The organism is Paenibacillus sp. FSL H8-0283, from assembly GCF_045040675.1.
In the GTDB taxonomy this organism is placed as follows: domain Bacteria; phylum Bacillota; class Bacilli; order Paenibacillales; family Paenibacillaceae; genus Paenibacillus; species Paenibacillus amylolyticus.
This window is the reverse complement of sequence record NZ_CP150295.1, coordinates 6349935-6372823: the sequence shown is the minus strand read 5'-3', so window position 1 is coordinate 6372823 and position 22889 is coordinate 6349935. Positions and strand designations below refer to the sequence as shown.

The 22889-nt window shown below is 43.0% G+C and carries 22 protein-coding genes; 20 read left to right on the top strand and 2 right to left on the bottom strand.

Features of this window, described 5'->3' with window-relative positions:
* Positions 1–31: 31 nt before the first annotated feature.
* The 14 genes from MHI52_RS28120 to MHI52_RS28055 all read left to right on the top strand — a co-directional run bounded on the left by MHI52_RS28120 (position 32) and on the right by MHI52_RS28055 (position 11725).
* The gene (locus tag MHI52_RS28120; RefSeq protein ID WP_340984118.1) at positions 32–439 is read left to right on the top strand and encodes a TIGR03826 family flagellar region protein; all 408 of its coding nucleotides are present in this window, start codon (positions 32–34) and stop codon (positions 437–439) included.
* 172 nt (positions 440–611) lie between these two features.
* Complete coding sequence (gene flgM, locus MHI52_RS28115) at positions 612–896, top strand: flagellar biosynthesis anti-sigma factor FlgM (RefSeq protein ID WP_036612484.1); 285 nt, start codon at positions 612–614, stop codon at positions 894–896.
* 11 nt (positions 897–907) lie between these two features.
* Entirely contained in the window at positions 908–1411 is a 504-nt protein-coding gene (locus tag MHI52_RS28110) for a flagellar protein FlgN (RefSeq protein ID WP_076333996.1), read from the top strand.
* A gap of 19 nt (positions 1412–1430) precedes the next feature.
* The gene (flgK, locus tag MHI52_RS28105) at positions 1431–3008 is read left to right on the top strand and encodes a flagellar hook-associated protein FlgK (RefSeq protein WP_405158016.1); all 1578 of its coding nucleotides are present in this window, start codon (positions 1431–1433) and stop codon (positions 3006–3008) included.
* A gap of 24 nt (positions 3009–3032) precedes the next feature.
* Positions 3033–3953, top strand: a complete 921-nt coding sequence (gene flgL / locus MHI52_RS28100; RefSeq protein ID WP_405158015.1) for a flagellar hook-associated protein FlgL — start codon at positions 3033–3035, stop codon at positions 3951–3953.
* 13 nt (positions 3954–3966) lie between these two features.
* The gene (locus MHI52_RS28095) at positions 3967–4536 is read left to right on the top strand and encodes a DUF6470 family protein (protein ID WP_405130894.1); all 570 of its coding nucleotides are present in this window, start codon (positions 3967–3969) and stop codon (positions 4534–4536) included.
* An 88-nt stretch (positions 4537–4624) separates the two neighbouring features.
* Positions 4625–5071 carry a flagellar assembly protein FliW gene (locus MHI52_RS28090; RefSeq protein ID WP_405158014.1) on the top strand — a complete coding sequence of 149 codons (447 nt, stop codon included), beginning with the start codon at positions 4625–4627 and terminating at the stop codon, positions 5069–5071.
* A 1-nt stretch (position 5072) separates the two neighbouring features.
* Positions 5073–5318 carry a carbon storage regulator CsrA gene (csrA, locus tag MHI52_RS28085; RefSeq protein WP_127549079.1) on the top strand — a complete coding sequence of 82 codons (246 nt, stop codon included), beginning with the start codon at positions 5073–5075 and terminating at the stop codon, positions 5316–5318.
* A gap of 144 nt (positions 5319–5462) precedes the next feature.
* Positions 5463–7178: a flagellin gene (locus tag MHI52_RS28080; RefSeq protein ID WP_405158013.1), complete on the top strand. Its 1716-nt coding sequence runs from the start codon at positions 5463–5465 to the stop codon at positions 7176–7178.
* 130 nt (positions 7179–7308) lie between these two features.
* Positions 7309–8547 (top strand): flagellin lysine-N-methylase, encoded by a 1239-nt coding sequence (gene fliB / locus MHI52_RS28075; RefSeq protein WP_405158012.1) that lies wholly within the window; start codon positions 7309–7311, stop codon positions 8545–8547.
* Between the two features lie 124 nt (positions 8548–8671).
* On the top strand, positions 8672–9058 hold the full coding sequence (locus MHI52_RS28070; RefSeq protein WP_405158011.1) for a flagellar protein FlaG: 387 nt from the start codon (positions 8672–8674) through the stop codon (positions 9056–9058).
* Positions 9059–9078: 20 nt separating this feature from the next.
* Positions 9079–10962: a flagellar filament capping protein FliD gene (gene fliD / locus MHI52_RS28065; RefSeq protein ID WP_405158010.1), complete on the top strand. Its 1884-nt coding sequence runs from the start codon at positions 9079–9081 to the stop codon at positions 10960–10962.
* A gap of 27 nt (positions 10963–10989) precedes the next feature.
* Positions 10990–11391 carry a flagellar export chaperone FliS gene (gene fliS / locus MHI52_RS28060; RefSeq protein WP_127549089.1) on the top strand — a complete coding sequence of 134 codons (402 nt, stop codon included), beginning with the start codon at positions 10990–10992 and terminating at the stop codon, positions 11389–11391.
* A complete protein-coding gene (locus MHI52_RS28055; protein WP_164783304.1) occupies positions 11384–11725 on the top strand; it encodes a flagellar protein FliT in 342 nt (113 codons plus the stop codon). The genes fliS and MHI52_RS28055 overlap by 8 nt, the downstream gene beginning before the upstream one ends.
* A 172-nt stretch (positions 11726–11897) precedes the next feature.
* Here MHI52_RS28055 and MHI52_RS28050 read toward each other — a convergent pair whose 3' ends face one another.
* Positions 11898–12251, bottom strand: coding sequence for a hypothetical protein (locus MHI52_RS28050; RefSeq protein ID WP_405158009.1), 354 nt, complete (start codon positions 12249–12251; stop codon positions 11898–11900).
* 346 nt (positions 12252–12597) lie between these two features.
* Between MHI52_RS28050 and MHI52_RS28045 the strand changes: the two genes are divergently transcribed.
* From MHI52_RS28045 to MHI52_RS28025, 5 genes are all read left to right on the top strand, one after another.
* Positions 12598–12795, top strand: a complete 198-nt coding sequence (locus MHI52_RS28045; RefSeq protein ID WP_024631599.1) for a cold shock domain-containing protein — start codon at positions 12598–12600, stop codon at positions 12793–12795.
* A 419-nt stretch (positions 12796–13214) separates the two neighbouring features.
* On the top strand, positions 13215–13778 hold the full coding sequence (gene hpf / locus MHI52_RS28040) for a ribosome hibernation-promoting factor, HPF/YfiA family (protein ID WP_036667734.1): 564 nt from the start codon (positions 13215–13217) through the stop codon (positions 13776–13778).
* A gap of 981 nt (positions 13779–14759) precedes the next feature.
* A complete protein-coding gene (gene secA / locus MHI52_RS28035) occupies positions 14760–17264 on the top strand; it encodes a preprotein translocase subunit SecA (RefSeq protein ID WP_405158008.1) in 2505 nt (834 codons plus the stop codon).
* Between the two features lie 439 nt (positions 17265–17703).
* Positions 17704–18817 (top strand): peptide chain release factor 2 gene (gene prfB, locus MHI52_RS28030; RefSeq protein ID WP_101313559.1). Its coding sequence is split into 2 segments (ribosomal slippage): positions 17704–17775 and positions 17777–18817, totalling 1113 coding nucleotides; the frame shifts between segments, so codons are not numbered across the junction.
* A 132-nt stretch (positions 18818–18949) separates the two neighbouring features.
* Entirely contained in the window at positions 18950–19858 is a 909-nt protein-coding gene (locus MHI52_RS28025; protein WP_036612451.1) for a YitT family protein, read from the top strand.
* Between the two features lie 127 nt (positions 19859–19985).
* On the opposite strand, the gene cls is transcribed toward MHI52_RS28025, so the two are convergent.
* Positions 19986–21434 (bottom strand): cardiolipin synthase, encoded by a 1449-nt coding sequence (gene cls, locus MHI52_RS28020; RefSeq protein WP_340018619.1) that lies wholly within the window; start codon positions 21432–21434, stop codon positions 19986–19988.
* A gap of 330 nt (positions 21435–21764) precedes the next feature.
* Here cls and argC point away from each other — a divergent pair, with 330 nt between their 5' ends.
* Positions 21765–22814 carry an N-acetyl-gamma-glutamyl-phosphate reductase gene (gene argC / locus MHI52_RS28015; protein WP_076319192.1) on the top strand — a complete coding sequence of 350 codons (1050 nt, stop codon included), beginning with the start codon at positions 21765–21767 and terminating at the stop codon, positions 22812–22814.
* The last annotated feature ends 75 nt before the right edge of the window (positions 22815–22889 follow it).

The following is a 22889-nucleotide window of genomic DNA, read 5'->3' as shown; positions in this document are numbered from 1 at the left end:
GAAATGGAAGTTTGAGAGGGGCGTTTTAGCGATGAATCTAGGTAATTGTCCTCGCTGTGGTAAATTATATGCGTTGAATTTTCGAGATGTATGCTCGAATTGTATTAAGGAAATGGAACAGGAATATCAGATCTGTGTAGATTATTTGCGCGAAAATAAAGGCACCAATATCCAGGAACTATCTGATGCAACAGAAGTTTCGATCAAAACCATTACCAAGTTCATCCGTGAGGGACGGATTTCCATCGAAAATGCCCCGAATATGATGTATCCTTGTGAAGTATGCGGAACATTGATTCGTGAAGGTCATATGTGTGACTCTTGTCGTAATCGTTTGACGAAAGACTTGGCTAGTGCAGCTCGCGATGTAGGTCAGAAGGATAACGGCAATATAGGCGGACGAACCTACAATGCTGTCGACAAACTACGCGATTCATAGGAATGAGGTCTTAAATACGAATATTGCTATAACAAATGTTTTGAAACGTACCGATAAACTTATTAAAGATTATCGGTTTTTTTATTTTCCCAATCATTTCGATAACATAAAGATAAAGTAAGAAAAACGTATATCAATGTAAAATTCTAACGTGGAAGGAAGTGTAGTTCATATGAAAATCAATGAACCGAGTAGAATTGGAGCAATCAATTCATATCAAAGGAACGTTGAATCCAATCAGCAGGCTGATGCCAAGAAGAGCCGCCGTAAGGACGAAGTATCCATTTCTCCGGAGGCGATGAAGATGCTTGAGGAACAAAGTCGTACACAGGATGCAGGACGCTTACAGCGGATACAGGAACTGAAGGAACAGGTTAGTTCGGGAACGTATCAGGTAGACAGCAGCAAGCTTGCTGACAAGCTGCTGCCGTATTTTAAGTCTTTTGATAAGGAATAGGTGATCACGTAATGGCAGCACTGGACAGATTAATTGCAGTTTTGCAGCAAATGGAACAAAGTCACCGCGATATGCTGGCACTCAGCGAGGTCAAGAGACAGGTCATTGTCAAAAACGATGTGGATGAACTCATTGCCGTTCTGAACAAAGAATCCCGTTTCATGAAACAACAAGAGCCATTGGAGATTGAACGGCAGAGCGCAGTTCACGAATTGCTTCAGGAGCGGGGCATCAAGTCCATGTTGAACCTGAACATTACGGAGATCTCGAAGCTGATTTTTGATCCGGCTGACAAACAGCGATTGCTTGAAGTCCAGAAGAAGCTGGCGGGAACACTGCAGGAGTTAAAGGAAATCAATCAACTGAATCAAAAGCTGATCGAGCAATCGTTGATGTTTATTGATCTTTCAATGGATATCTTTGCTTCTCGGCCAGAACAGGATGCCACATATCAGCATCCTGCTGATAAGAACGGTAATCCAGGGCGAATCGGTCTGTTTGACACGCGTGCCTGATTAATTAGGGGGAAACCAGGTGACATCTACATTTCATTCAATCGAAACGGCTAAACGCAGTTTGTTCACACAGACGACAGCTCTTAGCACAACAGGTCATAACGTAGCCAATGCCAACACGGAAGGGTACTCACGCCAAAAGGTAAACATGCAGGCATCCATTCCAATGGAGCCGTTTGCATTTCTGCATAGCACAACACCAGGACAGCTCGGTACAGGGGTAGAGTTCGACTCTATTACCCGTGTGCGCGAGAAATTTCTGGATGACCAATATCGTAATGAAAACACCAACTTCGGGAGTTGGTCCATTCAACGAGACACGCTTGAGAAACTTGAAGCTATTGTGAACGAGCCTTCCAACACCGGATTTCGGACGGTTATGGATAACTTCTACAAATCATGGTCAGATCTGAGTAAGAATCCTGAGGATGTTACAGCACGTCGTATTGTCAAGGAAACAACACTGGCTCTTACGGATGCGATGAATCAGATTAGCCGCCAATTGGGTGCGCTTAGCGAAGATCTGAATAGCAATATTGCTGTGAAAAGTAATGAGATTCAGGGCTACCTTGGTAACATTGCAAACCTCAATAGTGCCATTGTAAAAGTCGAGTCTCTTGGCGACAATGCCAACGATTTACGTGACCAACGTGATCTGATGACAGATAAACTGTCCAAAATCATGAATATTTCCGTTACAGATTCTCCACAAGGTTATCAGATTCAGATGAATGGAGAAGCTCTTGTTACAGGTGGAGCTGTAACGACGGAGGTAACTTCGGACTATCTAAACACGGCTTATACTGCAGGAACACTCACCAATGGTGAGGTTCACGGGATGATTAAGTCCAGAGACACCTTGGTGAGTGATTATCAGAAGCAAATGGATGAACTCGCCAACACGCTAGCTAACGGGGATATCAAAATTACGATTCCTGCAGGTTCTGTTTTACCTGAAAATACGGTTATAGATGGAGTTACTTACTCTGGGGATGACCGTATTCTTAAAACAGACTTAAAAGACGTTATTGTAAAAGGATTTAATGGCTTGCATCAGCTTGGTTACAGTTTGGATGGTGCCTCGGCTGCAGGGATTCCATTTTTCACAGTGACAGGAACCGACCCGGCTAATCCGGTATCCACCGGCATAACAGCAGGTAATATTTCCTTGAATGCCGAGATTTTGGCCGATCCGAACAAAATAGCTTCATCTTTGCGCACTACGACGGATGCTTCTGGAACGGAAACGGTGGTTAAAGGGAATAACACCCTTGCTATACTCATTGCCAATCTAAAGGATACATCGATTAAATCTACGGATGGACTGCGAAACGCCACAATTGGTGCACAGTTCAGTGCAATTGTAGGACAGCTTGGGGTTCAATCTCAGGAAGCTGCTCGTCAGACATCTAATACTGAGTTTCTTGTCCAGCAAGTAGAGACTCGTCGTCAATCTGTGAGCGGCGTATCTTTGGATGAAGAGATGTCCAATATGATCAAGTTCCAACATGCATACAACGCATCTGCTCGATTTATGACCACTTATGATGAATTGCTTGATAAATTAATTAATTCTACTGGAACAGTAGGCAGATAATAGAAAGGAGTGACATAACAAACCATGAGAATAACGAATAATATGCTCAGTTCACAGCTGCTTTTGAACCTGAACCGAAATGCACAGCAGATGAATAATACGCAGACTCAGATGGCTTCAGGAATGAAAATTAACAAGCCTTCTGATGATCCGGTGGGTATTACTTACTCTTTACGTTATCGTGCGGAACTCGCATCTAATGAACAGTATCAAAAGAATGTGGATAGTGCGACATCTTGGCTAGATTTTAATGATACAGTTATGGATCAAGCAGGGAGTATCGTGCAGCGTTTGCGTGAGTTGACCGTACAAGCATCCACTGGCACGAACCCTCAATCTGCTCTAGATAGCGTCAAAGAAGAAGTTAATCAGTTAAAAGAACAGCTTATTGATGTAGCGAATAGTAAGCTGAATGGTAAATATGTATTTAATGGTGAAACATATGACATTAAGCCTTACGATTTTACCAAGGATGCGAATGGATCTTCCGATACAACAGATGCAGCTTCTGTCATTACCGATACAGGTAAAATCAATTTCATTGTTGGGGAAAGTGTGCAACTACCCATTAATGTAACGGGTAATGAAGCATTTGGGAATGAAGATGAAGATGACAATCTATTTGTAGTTTTGAATAACATTATTCAAGCATTATCAGATGGAGATCAGAAGGAATTATCTAATCAACTGGGTACCATTGACAGTAGAATGGATAAAATGCTGGCTATCCGCTCTGAGATTGGAGCCAAAACGAATCGTATCGAATTAATGATGGGCCGTCTCGATGATCTGGGTGTGAACTTAACGGATCTTCAGGCGAAGGTTGAGGATGCAGATTATGCAGAGCTAATCATGAAATCTAAAATACAGGAAAACATATATAACGCTTCACTATCAGCAGGTTCGAAGATTATATCACCGTCTCTTGTGGACTTTCTGAGATAAAAGGAGGAGTGGTATGAATACTCTTCCTGTTGTTCAGATTAGAACGACACCATCTCTATTAAGCATAGATGCTGATCTTGGGCAATTCTCATTGCGTCAGCCTAAGGCGGATGTGCAGCTTCACACAAGACCTGCTAAGTTAACAGTTCAAAGTCATGCTCCAGAGCTGAATGTTGATCAATCTAAAGCATTCGCAGCTTACAATGGTGGAAATATGATTGATATGAATGCTCGGATTTATTCGGGTATTCAGCAGATTTTCTTACAAAACATTGCTAATCGTGTTCAACAAGGAGATCAATTAGCAGAGATTCATAAACCAGGTAATACGATTGCTAATATTATTGGTGAGGATTGGCAGGGGACTTCTTTTCCAGAGATGCGAGGACCGGCATCTATCGACAACGTAGATGTTCGTGTCAATGTTCGTGCTCCGGAACTTAATTACACACCAGCCGTTTCAGAGCTGAATGTTAGGGTCAATCGACCTGAAATCGAGTATCAGCGAGGTAAACTCGACATCTATGTGAAGCAGTATGCATCAATACAGTATACGCCACCAGCTATTGATGTTGGAATGTAACAACTATAAAGTAGAGCTGTAGACAGTCTTGAAGCAGACATCTACAGCTCTTTTTGCGTAAAATCTTTGTTTGGGAGGCTTCGTTATTATGAAAATTCAGACAAGTATGTGGGGCGAGATCGAAGTGCAAGATGAGGTTATTTATTCCTTTTCCAAGGGGCTGCCTGGATTCGATGATGAGCACAAATTTGCATTAATTCCGTGGGAGGATACTCCCTTTGTATATTTACAATCTCTTCAGGAGCAAGAGCTTTCCTTCCTGCTTGTTAATCCATTCCTCTTCTCTCCTGGATATAGCTTTGAATTACCCGAGGCAGATCGAGATGAGCTTGAGATTCGTGACCAGGTTGAAGTGTATTCTATGGTCACGATTCATACACAGGTGAGCCGATCTACGATGAATCTATTGGCTCCAGTTGTGTTGAACCCAGAGAACCGAACAGGTAAGCAAGTCGTACTACATCAATCGGGGTATGAGACGCGTTGTCTGATCTGGCCAGAAGAACAGTTGAGTTCCGCTAAAGGAGGTGTGTGAGATGCTCGTGTTGTCGCGAAAAAAAGGCGAGTCTATCATCATCCAGGATCAGATCGAGATTACGGTGCTAGCTGTAGAAGGAGATACGGTGAGAATCGGAATCTCTGCACCCAAACATATTGATATCTATCGTCAGGAGATATATGCGTCCATTCAGGAAGCTAACCGGGAGTCAGCTACGCCTCTTGCCGCCAATGTTGAAGCATTTATGGAACGCCTGCGTAACTCGGAATTGAAAAAAGATTAAAAATATTCCATTTTGCTATAAACAGTTGCACACCTCTCGTCGATATATAATTTAGACGCTGCTTCGGCAGGGCGGCCGACCTTAATGTCGCAGCGTTTACCACAAGGATGTGGAACTAACTTATTTTCAGGGAGGAAATTTCTAATGATTATCAACCACAATATCGCGGCGTTGAACACACACCGCCAACTGAGCACTAACACTGCTAACACGAACAAAAACATCGAAAAATTGTCTTCCGGTCTTCGTATCAACCGTGCTGGTGACGATGCTGCAGGTTTGGCAATTTCCGAAAAAATGCGCGGACAAATCCGTGGTTTGGACCAAGCGACTCGTAATGCTCAAGATGGTATCTCTTTGATCCAAACAGCTGAGGGTGCATTGAACGAAACTCACTCCATTCTGCAACGTATGCGTGAGCTGGCAGTTCAATCTTCCAACGATACAAACACAACTCCAGACCGTCAAGAACTGCAAAAAGAAATGAACCAACTGACTTCCGAGATCAACCGGATCGGTAACACTACGGAGTTCAATACGAAGAAATTGTTGAACGGTGACTTGTCTGATAAATTCATGACAAAAGCAGCGGTAACTACTCCGGGTACAACAGTTGATGTGACTAAAGCAACTACCCAAACAGTTAAAGTTGGCGCAGAGCCAATCGCATGGTCAAACGATGCTTCCAAAGTGGCATTTGACGTTAAGTTTACTGGTAAAGCAGCAAACGATTTTGATTGGGCAGCAGTAAATGAAGGATCAGCAGCAGGTAAGAATGAGATTAAGATCACAAGAGATGCCGATGGCTTTAAGCTTTCATTTGATGGTATCGATAAAACGGGTACTCCTTTGAATTTGAAAATTGATGCTCAAGCATTAGCTTACGATGCTGCTAAGGATACTTACTCCTTTGACAATGAGGGCATCTCTTTCTCCTTTAAAGGATCTGACGCTAAAAATTGGGCCGTAGGTGAATCTGTAACTATGGACTTGAAAAAAGCTAACGGCGCTAGTGGTAATTTAACTACAGCTGTGGTTAACACAATTCCAACCGCACAGGATTGGGCGACAAATACTAATGCAGGCGTTACTCCGGCGGCACTGTCTAACTTTAAGATCGATGCAGCTGACGATCAACTTCTTGCTAATGTCTCCCAAGTGAAAGTGAGTCTTGCAGGTACTGATCTGACTGTTGATTTATTGGACAAAGACGGTAATTCCGTATCTTCCACTAAGTTCTCTGGAGTCGGTGCTACATTCAATTACGATGCTAATGGCATTAAGTTTGACCTAGCTAAAGGTACTGCAACTGCTTTGGAAGGTACATTTAAATTAGAGACAGCATCGTCTAAAGTGGAAGTAGTGGGTCCAGATATCTCAGCTGCAGAGTATGAGGATCGTTCTGCATCATTCCAAATCGGTGCAAATGAAAAGCAATCTCTTTCTCTTGGTGTTAACGATATGCGTGCTGCTGCATTGGGTATCACTGGTTCGGGTGCTGGCTTCTCATCAGCAACTAATGTAACAAACGGAACAAACAACACAAATGCAGAGAAAGCTCTTGATCTGACAAGCAACGCAAATGCTGCGAATGCAATTACAATTGTTGACAAAGCGATTGCTTCTGTATCCAGCGAACGTTCTAAACTGGGTGCTGTACAAAACCGTTTGGAGCACACAATCAACAACTTGGGAACATCTTCTGAGAACTTGACTGCAGCGGAATCCCGTATCCGTGACGTAGACATGGCAAAAGAAATGATGTCCCAAACGAAAAACAACATCTTGGCTCAAGCAGCTCAAGCGATGTTGGCACAAGCAAACCAACAACCACAAGGCGTTCTGCAATTGCTTCGTTAATTTTAAATTATTTCTGGAGGGATTGGTTATCCAATTCCTTCGGAATCTTTTACATTTGCAAGTTGAAATAGATATCTTCCATGCGAGGGTATCTATTTTTATTTACAAAAGGTGAATGAGAGGTAGACTCATGACAACAAAAAATCGAACCATTCTAGTTCCCGAGTATATGCAGCAATTTGCTTGTATAGGCTCAGCCTGTGAAGATTCCTGCTGTGTTGGATGGAGAGTTGACATTGATCAACAGACGTATAAGAAGTATGCCAAATCTCGCAATATTGAATTAAGACCTTTATTTGATAAAAACGTTTCTAGACAACGATCAGAGCCTACTGAACATAGATATGGCAAAATTAAAATGGATGAACAAGGAAGATGTGGATTCCTATCTGAGGAAAACCTGTGTAAGGTTCAGCTTACATTAGGTGAAGACTTCTTATCCAATGTGTGCAGTACGTATCCTAGAAGTATAAACAGCATCAATGGTGTAATAGAGAAGTCTACGACCTTATCTTGTCCAGAAGCGGCGAGACTTACGTTGTTGAATCCAGCAGGCATTCAGTTCAATGAGATTGAAGAAAGCGAAGACAACAAAGTCTGGATTACCAAGCAGATTGTTACCGATAATCCGAGTGCCAAAAATAAATTAACCAAGTATTTCTGGGACTTGAGGATTTTTACGATTCAAGTGTTGCAAAGCCGTGATTACACGATATCAGAACGATTGATTGTATTAGGGCTGTTCTACCAGAAGATACAATCTCAGATCGACGATGGGAACATGGAAGAAGTTCTTGATACCATCACAACGTATTCAAGGATGATTGAAGATCCTGCTACTAAAGAGTCATTGGCAAATATTCCTGTAAATCAAACAGTACAGATGAAAATATGTAAGGAGCTTATGGATTTCCGTTTTGGACATGGAATGCATAAATCTCGTTATATGGAATGTGTAGTGGAAGCGCTGAACGGGATTATGTATACTGAGGACTCCCCAGAGGAAGAGATTGCAGAGAGATATAAGGCAGCAAGTGAAAATTACTATACTCCCTACATGGATGAGCATGAATATATCCTCGAAAACTACCTTGTAAACCATGTTTTCAAAAATCTATTCCCATTTGGACGAAGCCGGGTATATGACGATTACGTTATGATGGTCGTTCATTTCTCTATGATTAAGCTGCATTTGATTGGTATGGCTGGTTTCCATAAGGGCTTAAATGAGGAACTTGTTATAAAACTTATTCAGTCATTTGCTAAAACGATCGAACACAACTCCACATATCTCAATAATGTTCTTGAGCTATTAGAAGAGAATGGATTCACCTCAATGGCATATATGTCGATCTTGATTAAAAATTAACCTATCTACTTGAGACCTTGGACAATTCGAGGTCTTTTTATACATATTTTTCATATTGCTCTAATCAGAACGTTAACGGGAGCCGATATAAAAAGTAAATATGTAGCCGGAGGTAGTGGTAAAGATGAATGTACAGTTCTCATTATCCGCTAAAACGTCATCATCAGTCAGTCAACAGGGAGACTCTTCTTCAGCATCTGAAGTACAACGAGCAGAATTGAACGCAGTTGTGAATCAAGGTTTGAGTTTGAGCCAATTGGAGAAGCAGGGGGCCTCTCTGTCCATTGGTCAAGAGCATTTGATCAAGACCATTGAGAATGCCGTAAAATCACTTCAGGGCCCGCAAACAACACTCGACATCAGCATTCACGAAAAAACACATGAAATTATGGTCAAAGTCCTTAATAAAGATACAGGAGAACTCATTCGTGAAATACCTCCTGAGAAAACACTGGATCTGGTTGCGAAAATGATGGAGTTAGCCGGAATTCTAGTAGATGAGAAGATATAATGTAGATCTGGAGGTGCAGAATGGTTACACGTGTTAACGGCTTTTCAGGCATGGATATTGATAGTATGGTCAAAAGTATGATGGCTACCAAAAATCTCAGGCTGGACCGATTAAATCAGGATAAACAGGTTCTGCAATGGCAGCGAGAGAGTTACCGTGATTTAAGCAGTAAATTGTACGATTTTCGAGTCAATAAACTAACAACGAAGTATGGTAATCCTGCTGCGTTGAATGCGAATAAATCTGTCGTTTCTGGCAATACGACCGCTGTGAAAGCGGATGCTACAGCTAGTGCAACTACAGCAGATATGAAAGTCACTGTTGAAAAACTGGCAAGTGCCAAAACGCTTGAAACGTCTGGTCTAGGTCAGGGTGTGAATAGAAATACAACACTCGCCTCTCTCGATGGAATGGATCTGTCGGCAATGAGCGATGCGGACCGTACAGATTACTTGAAGAAAGGCTTCGATATCACGATCAATGGAATGACCTTCAAGGATAAAGATGGGAATTCACTCTTTAACGGAAGTACAACCATTTCTTCCTTTATATCGACCATTAATTCAGCCTTATCAGCAGATGTATTTGCAAGTTACGATGAAGCAACCGGGAAGTTATCACTGGCTTCGCACTCGGGTGGAGCAGCTGGAGATATCAAAATAGAGACACCAGCAGGCAAGAACTCATTAATCGCTCTTTTTTCCAAAAAGACGGTTATAGAAACAAATGGTGCCGGGTTGAATGTAACGGGTACTCAGACACTGGGCGACCTTCAGAAATTAAAAGATGGGAAGGCTCCTGAACCTGGGGCGCAAATGAAAGGTTACAGCTTCGTGATTAATAATGCGACCTTTGTTTTTAATGAAACAGATACCATATCTAGTGTGGTTAGTAAAATAAATAGTAAAACCCAACCTGATGTTACAGCTTCATTTGATGATAAAGGTAAGTTAACATTCACTGCAGATCCAGGGAAAGAGATCAAGATGGGCGGCAATTCCTATGAGTTCCTTTCGCTTTTCAAAGGTGCAGTTCCTTTCGAAGAGGGTACAAATCCCCTGACTAAGGTACAAGATGGTGTGGATGCGATTGTTAAGGTGAATAATCAAAGTCTGGAGAACATTAGAAAGAATACATTTACAATTAATGGTGTGACATTGACGCTGCAGGAAGAAACCATGAAAAATGGTGTCGATAATCCTGTGATCATCAAGAATCAAACGGACCCGGATAAAGCATTAGAATCTATTAAAGGGTTTATCGATGACTACAATAATCTAATTAAATCTTTGAATAGCACGATCCGTGAAACCAAATACAAAGATTTCAAACCACTTACGGATGAGCAGAAAAAAGAAATGAAAGAGTCTGAAATTATAACATGGACTGAAAAATCTAAAAGCGGATTGTTAAAGAACAACGACATCATTAAATCCGTTCTCTCGGATATGAGGTCAATCATTTCAGAAAAGTTGGGTCCTCTAAATGCCATGGGTATAACTACTGGATCATACTCAGAAAATGGAAAACTTGTTATTCAGGATGAGTCCAAGTTAAGAACTGCACTCAGTTCAAATCCTCAGGCAGTAATAGATCTTTTCCAGGGTCCTGATAGCGCACCGAATGACGGGATTTTCGATAAATTATCAGATAAAGTTACTGCTGCGATCCAGCGGGTATCCGACCGTTCAGGTACAAACCGGTTTACAACGGATGTCACAAGTACTTTCAGTGAAGAAAATCCGATTGGAAGACAAATGAAACAATACAACAGTCGTATTGCTCTAATGCAGCGCAATCTGGCAAGTACTGAGGATCGTTACTATAAACAGTTTGCTGCTATGGAAAAAGCAATGTCAAACATGCAGGCACAATCGTCCAGTTTATTAGCTAAATTAGGCTAATTAATTCTATAATAAAGGGTGAGACTTTTGATCACTTCTCCATATGATAAATATCGTCAATCCTCTGTCCAAACTTCTAACCCGGCGCAGTTAGTCATCATGTTATATGACGGAGCCATTCGTTTTGTCAAGACATCGATTGCCGCAATGCAACAGCAGGACATTGAGAAGGTTAATCTGAATCTGGGTAAAGCCCAGACTATTATTAGTGAGTTAATGAGTACATTGGATCAGTCTTATGATATATCGAAAAATCTATATTCTCTGTATGAGTACACGAACCATTTGCTTATTGAAGCAAATATTCATCGGGATGAAACAAAGGCTGAAGAAGCTGTAGGTTATCTGTCTGAACTCCGTGAGACTTGGATTCAAGCTTCAAAAATTGCGATGAGCCAGGAAGGTCAACCTTTGAATGCCAATGGATAGATCAGAATGTATTAGTCAACTGGAGAGTACGACTAATGACATTTTGAATAATCTATATGATTTGAATTACGAGCAACTTGAATCCTTCATAGAGTTACGACAGCAGATTGTGGATCAATTGATTGAACATTTCTCTCAAGAACAGGCTAGTAAACATGAGAAAGAAATCATTAATAACCTGTTGGATCAGGATCACGAGATTCTTGCTCGAATGAATACGCTACGACTTGAAGCGCAGGACTGGTTGCATAAACGAGGACAGGCGAAAGTGCAAAGAAACGCGTATGAAGCGGGATATACACCAGATAGTTTTTTAATGGATAGAAAAAAATAAGAATTCTACAAAAAAACCTTTATGCACGAACTTTGACTAAGGTAAGCATTCCGCGAGTCAAAGGTGTGAAATAAGGTTTTTTTGTATTATTTGTCGTTATTCAGGAGAGGAATATTCAACCAAACAAAAAGAACATTTGCCTCCAAAGAAGGAAATGTTCTTTCATGATTTTCTATTGAACTATTCTTACATGTACTCTCTCGATGTGGTTGCCACTGGCATCTACCACATTAACTTCACCATGGTCTTCCCAAGGCATAATTTGAAAATTATGTTTATATGCTGTGAGCATTCCATTACGACTAACACCAAAATAGTCTTGATTATCCGGAGCAATGTAATAAGTATAATTACGGCCATAAGTCGGATTATACCCTAACTGATAAGATTCTCCGACCTTTAATGTGATGGTGTACTCTATGGCTTTAGTAGCCGCTGATGCAACAGTTGATTCAGCAGCACTCGCTACTCCTACGCTTACTGAGAATAGTAGAACCATTGATGTAGCCAATAAAAGTTTTTTCAAAGTGTCATCTCCTTTTTATACTACCTATAGTACATCATAATTAAATTAAATTTAATATTTTTCCTTTTATATTAAAATAAAACTAAAAATAAAACATTTACTATATCCAATTGTATTTTTAGGCCGCTAATACTGTTAAATTAGGCTAAACAGTAAACTGTTAAACCTGATATATTCAAGATATCCCACCTTTCAACACAAACCCCAATTAATCTACAAAAAATTCCAAGAAAACATTTACGTTTCCAATTGACAATGGATAACTTTGGATGGTATTATCTGAATTGTGGGCAGAGGTTAAGGCCGAAAGCTTCACTTCATTTGATGACGAAGGGAATGTTAGTGCATGCAAGGTAAAGTAAAATGGTTCAACGCAGAAAAAGGTTACGGTTTCATTGAGACTGAAGACGGCGGCGACGTATTCGTACATTTCTCCGCGATTCAATCCGAAGGATTCAAAACTTTGGAAGAAGGTCAATCCGTAGAATTCGACATCGTCGAAGGCGCGCGTGGACCGCAAGCAGCTAACGTAATCAAATTATAATCATCCGGACAATCCGACCTACATATATGGTTAGATGGTTACCAAATTGAATTATCGCTAGCATCAGACTCCGGTGATCCGGGGTCTTTTTTTGTTTCAATAGATTCGAGATTTGAGGTTCATCCTAGACACATTATTGCAGTGAATTTAATAGATTCAAGAGATAGATTGAAGTTCATTTTACATATTAGATTGAGCAAGTTCAAAAACGGTTAAATACATCATCAAGCGCCTAATAAGACATACCATGTAAATATTCGATTATGGCTGAATATGATGAAATATCGCGAAATATGGCGTTATGCCTACGTTGGCAGATGTGGCTTGAACAGATGTCATTATTCGGTCACCGGGAGTTTTTACATGGCGCTTACATTCGTGTTATAATGAAGTGGCAAAGGAAAAAGGAGGAGTGCCCTATGAATTTAAGTATTCGAGGTCAACAAATCGAGGTTACTGATGCTTTGAAGGATTATGTCGACAAAAAGTTGAGTAGACTCGAGAAGTATTTCGATGCACCCCTTAACTCTGACGGTGCTGTTACATTGAGCACGACGAGAGGTTTGCATACGGTAGAGGTGACGATCCCATTGAAAGGCATTGTGCTCCGCGCTGAGGATGAGAGCGATGATATGTATGCATCGATTGACTCCGTGGTGGACAAGCTGGAACGTCAGATCCGCAAACACAAAACAAAAATTAACCGTAAGTTCCGCCAGGAAGGTAGCCTGAAAACACTCTTCGTTGAAGATCCAACAGGTACTGTAGCTACAGCTGAACTGGATACGGACACGGATGACGATGATTTTGAAGTCGTACGGACGAAACGCTTTATGTTGAAACCAATGGACGTGGAAGAGGCCATCCTCCAAATGAACATGGTTGGTCACAATTTCTTCGTATTTTCCAACATTGACAGTGAAGAAGTTAGCGTTGTTTACAAACGGAACGATGGTAAGTACGGATTGATCGAACAAGGTTAATATTAACGTACAGGATCATCGGAACGGACATGCGTATGAATATCTAATAATAATGAAGACAGGGACTGTAGTTTCCTGGATTGGACTTAACAAGAGCTTCCATCCCTTAGGGGATGGGGCTCTTTTGTGCGTAGAGAAGCTGGGAAATCACCTTTGGAAATAAAATGGTGAAACTATTCCCTATGCTGTTGCGTCTAATAGATAGTAAGAATAATCATAATTGGTACAAGTTTATCACCAGATTCCGATGCTTACGAAAATATTCGTATACCTACATTCGAGAACTGGATATTGAGATTTCCATCCAAATTTACCATCAAAATTCGTTGACAGGGCTGTCTATCCTGCAAAACGAAACATGACAATCGAACGCTTCCGCTAACGACTATGATTTTTTGCACTTAAACTCCATTTGATATGTCTCAGAAGTTCAAAGAAGTGTGCCGTGGCGTGTTGCGGCGGCCCTTACAAACTGTTACAATTTATGCAAAGAGAATCATTGTCCTGATGAGGAATTGTCAACGAATGATCGCTAATCATAATCAATGACAGGCACAGCACCATGAACATGATTCGCAAGGCTCGGGCTTCGGCTACTTTTTAATAACCGAATCCGTTTGAATACCGAATCAGCTTCATGAGAACCCTTGGCAAGCCTGGAGTTGATTCATCATATTACTTATTAGCATATGATTTGAATTTGATTTTTACACGGATGACGAAGAGGGCGGAAATGATCTGTAGAAGCGAAGCGTTCGCCTTTATCCCCGGATTTCCCCCTCTGAGAAGAGAGTTTAAAAGAAATCAGGGGATAACAGCGATCGAAAGGACATTCTGGCAACTGAGTTGACGAAGTGTAACCTTCATTAAGCTCAAATCATATTGTTTGTCACCCCCGGGCAAGTGGATGCAATATCCATCCGATGGTGTCGCGTGGCGGCAACAGGGGGTCTATTCTGTTTTGCACGAAAGGGGTATACCATGCTAGGACTTGTCAAAAAGATCTTCGGCGACATGAATGAACGTGATGTTAAACGTCTGATGAAGACGGTCGATGTGATCAATAAACTGGAACCACAATTTCAGGCGTTGTCTGATGAACAACTGAAAGGTAAAACGGACGAATACCGTGCTCGTATTGAAAAGGGAGAAACGACAGATGAACTTCTTCCAGAGGCATTTGCAACCGTACGTGAGGCATCACGTCGTGTACTGGGCAAACGTCACTACGATGTACAGATGCTGGGCGGTATCGCTCTGCATGAAGGCCGTATTTCCGAGATGAAAACGGGTGAAGGTAAAACGCTGGTAGGAACACTTCCAGTATATCTGAACGCGTTAATGTCCAAAGGTGTACACGTGGTCACGGTCAATGACTATTTGGCACAAAGGGATAGCCAGGAAATGGGACAAATCTATGAGTTCATGGGCATGACGGTTGGGGTTAACCTCAGCGGTATGGACCATGCGTTGAAACAACATGCATATGCATGTGATATTACGTACGGAACGAACAATGAGTTTGGTTTTGACTATCTGCGTGACAACATGGTGCTTTACAAAGAGCAAATGGTACAACGTCCATTGTTCTTCTGTATCATTGATGAAGTAGACTCCATCTTGGTCGATGAGGCGCGTACGCCACTCATTATCTCTGGACAAGCTCAGAAGTCGACGGATATGTACTATGCAGCAGATCGTTTTGTGAAACGTTTGGTGCCAGAAGAAGACTTTACGGTTGACATTAAGGTGAAATCCGTAGCGTTGACTGAGGCGGGCGTGGCAAAAGCAGAGAAAGCATTTGGTATCGAGAACTTGTATGATCATGCCAATGTAACTCTCAACCATCACATTGTACAGGGCTTGAAAGCTAATGCAATCATGCGTCGTGACGTGGATTATGTTGTCAGTGATGAGGAAGTCATGATCGTCGATGAATTCACAGGTCGTCTGATGTCTGGACGTCGTTACAGTGATGGATTGCACCAAGCGATTGAAGCCAAAGAAGGCATTGAAGTACAAAACGAGAGCATGACGCTTGCTACGATTACCTTCCAGAACTATTTCCGGATGTACCGTAAACTTGCGGGTATGACGGGTACAGCGAAAACCGAGGAAGAAGAGTTTAAAAAAATCTACGGTCTCGAAGTACTGCAAATTCCAACCAACCGCCCAAACAAGCGGGATGACATGGCAGATGTCGTGTACAAGAGCATCGATGGCAAGTTCAATGCCGTTGTAGAAGAGATCGTGGCACGCCACAGTAAGAATCAACCGATTCTGGTAGGTACAGTGTCCATTGAGAACTCTGAACGCCTGTCTGACATGCTTAAACGCCGTGGTGTCAAACACCAGGTACTGAACGCCAAGTACCACGCGGAAGAAGCAGAGATCATCTCAGGAGCTGGTCAAGCGGGTGCAGTAACGATTGCAACCAACATGGCAGGACGGGGTACGGATATTATATTGGGTGAAGGTGTAGCTGAAGTAGGCGGCCTTCATATCATCGGTACGGAGCGTCACGAATCACGCCGGATTGATAATCAGCTGCGTGGTCGTGCAGGACGTCAAGGTGACCCGGGTTCAACACAATTCTACCTGTCACTGGGTGATGAATTGATGAGACGTTTCGGTGCAGATAATGTATTGAACATGATGGAGCGCCTTGGTTTTGAAGAAGACCAACCGATCGAGAGCCGGATGATTACCCGTGCAGTAGAATCAGCGCAGAAGCGTGTTGAAGGTAACAACTTTGACGTGCGTAAAGTCGTTCTGCAATATGATGATGTTATGAACCAACAACGTGAAATTATATATAAACAGCGCCGTGAGGTACTGGAGTCCGAAAATATCAAACAGATCGTTATGGATATGATCAAACCTTCCATTGAACGTATTGTTGAAGCACATTGTAGTGACGATATTCCAGAGAACTGGGAGCTACAGGAAGTTGCCGATTACATGAACAGCAAATTGCTGGACGATGGTTCCATAACTAAAGATGATCTGTGGGGTAAGGAAGCAGAAGAGATCATCGAGTTCCTGTTCACGAAAGTTCAAAACAAGTACAATGCACGTGAAGAGCGAATTGGCGAAGAGATGGTTCGTGAGTTCGAGAAAGTGGTTGTGCTCCGTGCAGTAGACAGCAAGTGGATGGATCATATTGATGCAATGGATCAATTGCGTCAAGGTATCCACCTTCGTGCCTACGGTGGTACAGATCCACTGCGTGAGTACCAGTTCGAAGGCTTCGAGATGTTCCATCAGATGATCGCTTCGATTCAAGAAGAAGTAGCGACTTATGTGATGAGAGCACAGATCGAGAGCAATCAGGAGCGTCAAGCGGTTGTTGAGGAAAGTCAGATCTCGACAAGCGGTGAACCTGCTGAGAAACGTCCAGTGAAGGTTTCTGACCAAATCGGACGTAACGATCCATGCCCGTGCGGTAGTGGCAAGAAGTTCAAACACTGCCACGGTCAAGAGTAGAGCGATGGTTTTTATATACACTATAGTGTAATAAGTTGAACCTTGATTTTACACCATAACGGAGAGTGCAGAAGCAATCTGAAGAAGCGGAGCGTTCGCCTTTATCCCCGGATTTTTCCCTTGTAAGAGGGAATCAAGAAAATCTGGGGATAAGAGCGATCGGAAGATGCTACTGTAATCGGAGTGCAGGTGTAACAGTTACTAGGTCAACTTATATAGCATGACATGAATGGCTCCTTGCAGCCGGGTATTCCATAGGATGAAGTGAAGGATGCAAAACCGATTAATGGTGCATAGTTATAATAATATGACCATGATCACGGGGAAGAGATATACTGATACAACAGTAGTCTCAACACCAGGGTAACGCATCGGATACTTGATCTGGAGGAATGCCCTGGATGCGGGGAGCTTATCTTAATGAAAAGAGGAATTGCACATGATCGATCCAAACGTGAAGCATGACCTGCGTGAAATAGGCAAGAAACTAACCAACCTTAGGGGGTCTCTTTGACTTAGATCTGAAGCAAGAGATGATCGGCAACTTCGAAGTGAAGATGTCTGCTCCGGATTTCTGGGATGATAGTGACAAGGCGCAATCCGTAATCGCTGAGCTAAATGCGGTGAAGGGATCTGTGGATCAATACACCAAACTCCAACAGGACTACGATGATGCGGTGATGATGGTAGAACTGGCTGACGAGGAAGGCGACGAAGACCTCGCTGCAGAGATCGGTAGAAGCGTCACAGCGATCGTGAGCAAGGTGGCAGAGTTCGAACTTCAGCTGCTCCTGAACCAGCCGTATGATAAGATGGATGCCATTCTAGAGCTTCATCCGGGCGCAGGTGGTACCGAGTCACAGGACTGGGGACAAATGTTACTGCGGATGTACACACGTTGGTCCGAGAAGCGTGGCTTCAAGGTTGAGGTGCTGGATTATCTGCCAGGAGATGAGGCGGGGATCAAGAGCGTCACGCTATCGATCAAGGGGCACAATGCTTATGGTTATCTGAAAGCCGAGAAGGGTGTACACCGACTGGTGCGGATCTCTCCTTTTGACTCATCGGGCCGTAGACATACGTCCTTCGTATCATGTGATGTGGTTCCTGAGATTGATGATACGATTGAATTGGACATTCGAACAGAGGATCTCAAGATTGATACCTACCGTGCGAGTGGCGCGGGTGGACAGCATATCAATACCACCGACTCAGCCGTGCGGATTACCCACCTTCCGACAGGTGTAGTTGTAACGTGTCAGAATGAACGTTCACAGATCAAGAACCGTGAGCGGGCGATGAAGATGCTTCGTTCGAAATTGTATGAGCGTAAAATTGAAGAGCAAAAACAACAGCTGGATGAAATCCGAGGAGATCAGTCGGATATTTCATGGGGTAGCCAGATTCGCTCCTATGTGTTCCATCCCTATAGTATGGTAAAGGATCACCGTACAAGCGTAGAGACTGGAAATACAGGGGCAGTAATGGACGGCGACCTCGATGCATTCATCGATGGTTATTTGCGTAGCCAGATTAAAGTAGAAACCGATTAATATAAGTTCCTGTATGGACCCATACGTGTAGGCGTATGCTGGTGTATACGGGAGCTTTTTTTTGAATAATTTTATAGGATAGAAAAAATGAGCGAACAACTGATCAGTCACATAAAAGGAGAGCACGAGAACATGCAACAACGATCACAACTTCACAATAATCGCAAAAAGAGGATAACTAGCCTCATTCCACTCAATGGTCCATGGAGAAACGTCGTGGATACGGTATCTATCATTGTAGGTTCGTTTTTAATTGCAGTGGCCTTTAATTTATTTTTATTACCAAATCAGATCGCTTCGGGTGGGGTGTCCGGGTTATCAATTCTGGGCAAGGAATGGCTTAATTGGGAGCCGGCATATACCCAATGGGCAATTAATATCCCACTTTTGATTGCGGGTTTCCTGCTCATTGGCAAGCAGTATGGTGTTCGCTCGGTATTGGGCAGTATTGTCCTGCCACTGTTAGTTTATCTCACGAAGGATTGGGCCATTCCAACAACGAATCCGCTACTTGGTTCACTGTATGGTGGGATTGGTGTTGGTTTAGGGATTGGAATTGTATACAGAGGTAGAGGATCAACAGGTGGCATGAGCATTCTTGCCAGAATCGTACAGAAATACAGTGGATTGAGTTACTCTCTGTGTGTCGTAATTATGGATGCTACGGTTATTATTATGGCTGCTTTTGTATTGTCATTGGAACAGTCTCTCTATGCACTAATTGGGTTGTATGTTACTGGTAAAGTGATCGATGCCGTTGAGATGGGCCTAGGCTTTTCCAAGGTGGCTTATATTATCTCCAACCAGACCGAAGCGATTAGCAAAGTGATTCTGGATGACCTGGATCGCGGATTAACGAAGCTGGAGGCCAAAGGCGGTTACACCGATGATCAACGAACGGTACTGATGGTCGTGGTTGGACAGAATGAGGTACCAAGACTCAAAGCGTTGATCCGGTCTGTGGACCCGGGAGCATTTGTCATTATCAGTAACGCGCACGAAGTGCTCGGCGAAGGCTTTAAGCGGGGAGAACATGTGTGAACGGGTTGAAAACTAGTGAGTGAGCCGTGTAGGCTCATAAGAAATGACTTCATCAAAAAAAGCAGGCATATCCTTCTCCGAAATGGAGGTAGAGGATGTGCCTGCTTTTCTACTATTACTATAGATGCTACAGAATCGGAGATAACAGACGGGAAATGGCTTCTTTGAAGCGAATGATTAGACTGCGTTTTTGGTATTCATCGAGCGTCATTTCTCGCGATACATGCAGGTCGTGCTCAAAGGTTTGTACAAGTGCTGTCGCAATCGCTTCATCGTACATAAAAGCATTAACCTCAAAGTTCAACCGGAAACTGCGGTAGTCAATATTGGCGGTTCCCACGGATGCAACCAAACTGTCAATGATAAGTGTTTTGGCATGAATGAAGCCATTATCATATATAAATACTTTGGCGCCCACCTTCAACAACTCACCAATATAAGATAACGTAGCCCAATATACAAAGGCGTGGTCGGGTTTATTTGGAATCATAATGCGAACATCAATGCCGGACAGACACGCGAGACGAATAGCTTCGAATACACTGGCATCCGGGATAAAATAAGGCGTTTGAATCAGGATTGATTGTTTGGCCCCGTTAATCATCTTAAGATAACTGTTTTTGATATGCTCGGTCTCTGCATCAGGTCCACTGGAGACAATCTGCATGGCAATCTTTCCTGTGCCCTCAATATGAGGGAAATGCGCCGGAACATAAGGTGTGTCGTGTTGCTTGGACGCTTCATTCCAATCTAGGAGAAAACGGGTCTGCAGCGCATGAACGGCGTTCCCTTGAATACGCAGATGTGTGTCACGCCAGTAACCGAATTTCGAGTTCAAGCCAAGATACTCATCTCCAACGTTAAACCCGCCTGTGTACCCAAGGTTACCATCGATGATGACAATCTTACGGTGGTTCCGGTAGTTCATACGTAAGTTGATCAGACTGAATTTGGAGGGGAAAAAGACTTCAACCAAACCGCCTGCTTCGCGCAATTCTTTGAAAAAACGTTTTGATACCCGCCGTGATCCGAGCGCGTCATACAGCAAACGAACTTTGATGCCTTCCCGCGCTTTGCGGATGAGTGCATCTCGAATTCTTTTGCCCAGACGGTCGCCTCTATAAATGTAGTATTGTACGTGCACGTGATCCTGAGCCGCTTCGATGTCATCCAAGAGCCGCTGGAATTTATCTGTTCCATCCGTAATGATCTCGACCGCATTATCTTCCGTCACCAGAGCACCGTTCTGCTTCAGGTTCATATAGATCATGTCCTGGCTAGTCTCGGTTGCTTGGTTGCGGAAAGGGGTGCGGTTATCGTGCAACTGCGTGAGCTGGGCTTCAATACGTTCCTCTAGCCCGAGTTTCTTACGTTCCTTCCACTGGAAAAGCCGGTATCGGGTCAGGTTCTGACCGGTTAAAAGATAAAGTAAAAACCCAAACACCGGAATAAAGTTCAAGACGAGCAGCCAAGCCCAGGAAGCACTGGCATCCTTCCGTTCGAAGAAAACGACTGCTGCGGCAAAAATAATATTCAGGCCAAGGAGTACAATAAGTAAAATGGATTCGATATGCACTATAGTCCCCCACGTCTCATAATGACCATCATGAATCTATTCATATGTCCTTGGTAGCAGGTTAGTTATGAATGAGACCCTGATTGTAATGTTTCCTACTAATACGTATTTTAACAGATGTATACCAATTCGTCCCGGATGAGAAAAAAAGATATGTTCGGATTGGATGAAAATCCATGTGAAATTGATGATAGAGTGTTGTATTTATATAACCAGAGTCGTATAATAATACACAAATATGCATATAAGCGACGGAATTGCTGTGTTTAAGTATCCTTCAGGCAAGGACATAGCACAAGTAGCGCATACATCGAGATTGGGGGAGCGAGAGTGAATAATAAATTAAAAGTAGCAATCGTCGGTTCCACCGGCTACGGCGGGGTGGAGCTGATTCGTTTTTTCCAGAATCATCCGCTGGTTGAAATTACATCGGTGATCTCATCATCGAGCAGTGGTGAGTCCATCGCAGATGGATTTCCGCATTTGACGGGCGTGATTCACAGGCCACTCGACGGTGTAGATCCGGCTGAAATTGCGAGCCGTGCGGATCTGGTATTCACAGCGACCCCGTCCGGCGTAAGTGCTAAGCTCGTACCAAGCCTCCTGGCAGCAGGACTTAAGGTGATTGACCTGTCTGGCGATTTCAGACTTAAGGATGGAACAGTGTACGAAGAGTGGTACAAACATCCGGCGCCTCCAGCTGATTTGCTGGAACAAGCGGTATACGGCATGGCTGAGGTGTATGGCGAAGAAGTGAAGGGGCAGAATTTTATATCCAACCCGGGCTGTTATCCAACGGCTACACTTCTTGGACTGATCCCTGCAGTAGAGGCAGGCTGGATTGATCCTTCTACTATTATAATTGATGCCAAATCAGGCGTATCTGGAGCAGGACGCGGAACAAGTCTGACAAATCATTATGCAGAGATGAATGAGAATTTAAAAGCCTATAAACTGAATAAACATCAACATATTCCCGAGATCGAACAAGTGCTTGGCAGTATAACGGGAACGCCTGTTACGGTTACTTTCACAACACATCTGGTGCCAATGACACGTGGAATTATGAGTACGATGTATGCAAACCTCGTTGGGGAACACAGCGACCGGGAGATCGTGGATTTGTACCGCAAATATTATGAGAACCGACCTTTCGTACGTGTACGTGAACCGGGCATCTGGCCTTCGACCAAAGAAGTGTACGGATCCAACTATTGTGATATCGGATTTGCGGTGGATTCTCGCACAGGGCGTTTAACGATTATTTCGGTCATCGACAACCTGGTGAAGGGTGCTTCCGGGCAAGCGATTCAAAATATGAACCTGATGATGGGATGGGAGGAGAACCTCGGGCTGAACATGACACCGGTATATCCATAAGGGATTGGAATTCAGGAGGAGCACTGGGACATTCGGTGTAAGAGTGCTCTCTCAGAGTCTTCTAGGGAGAACGGA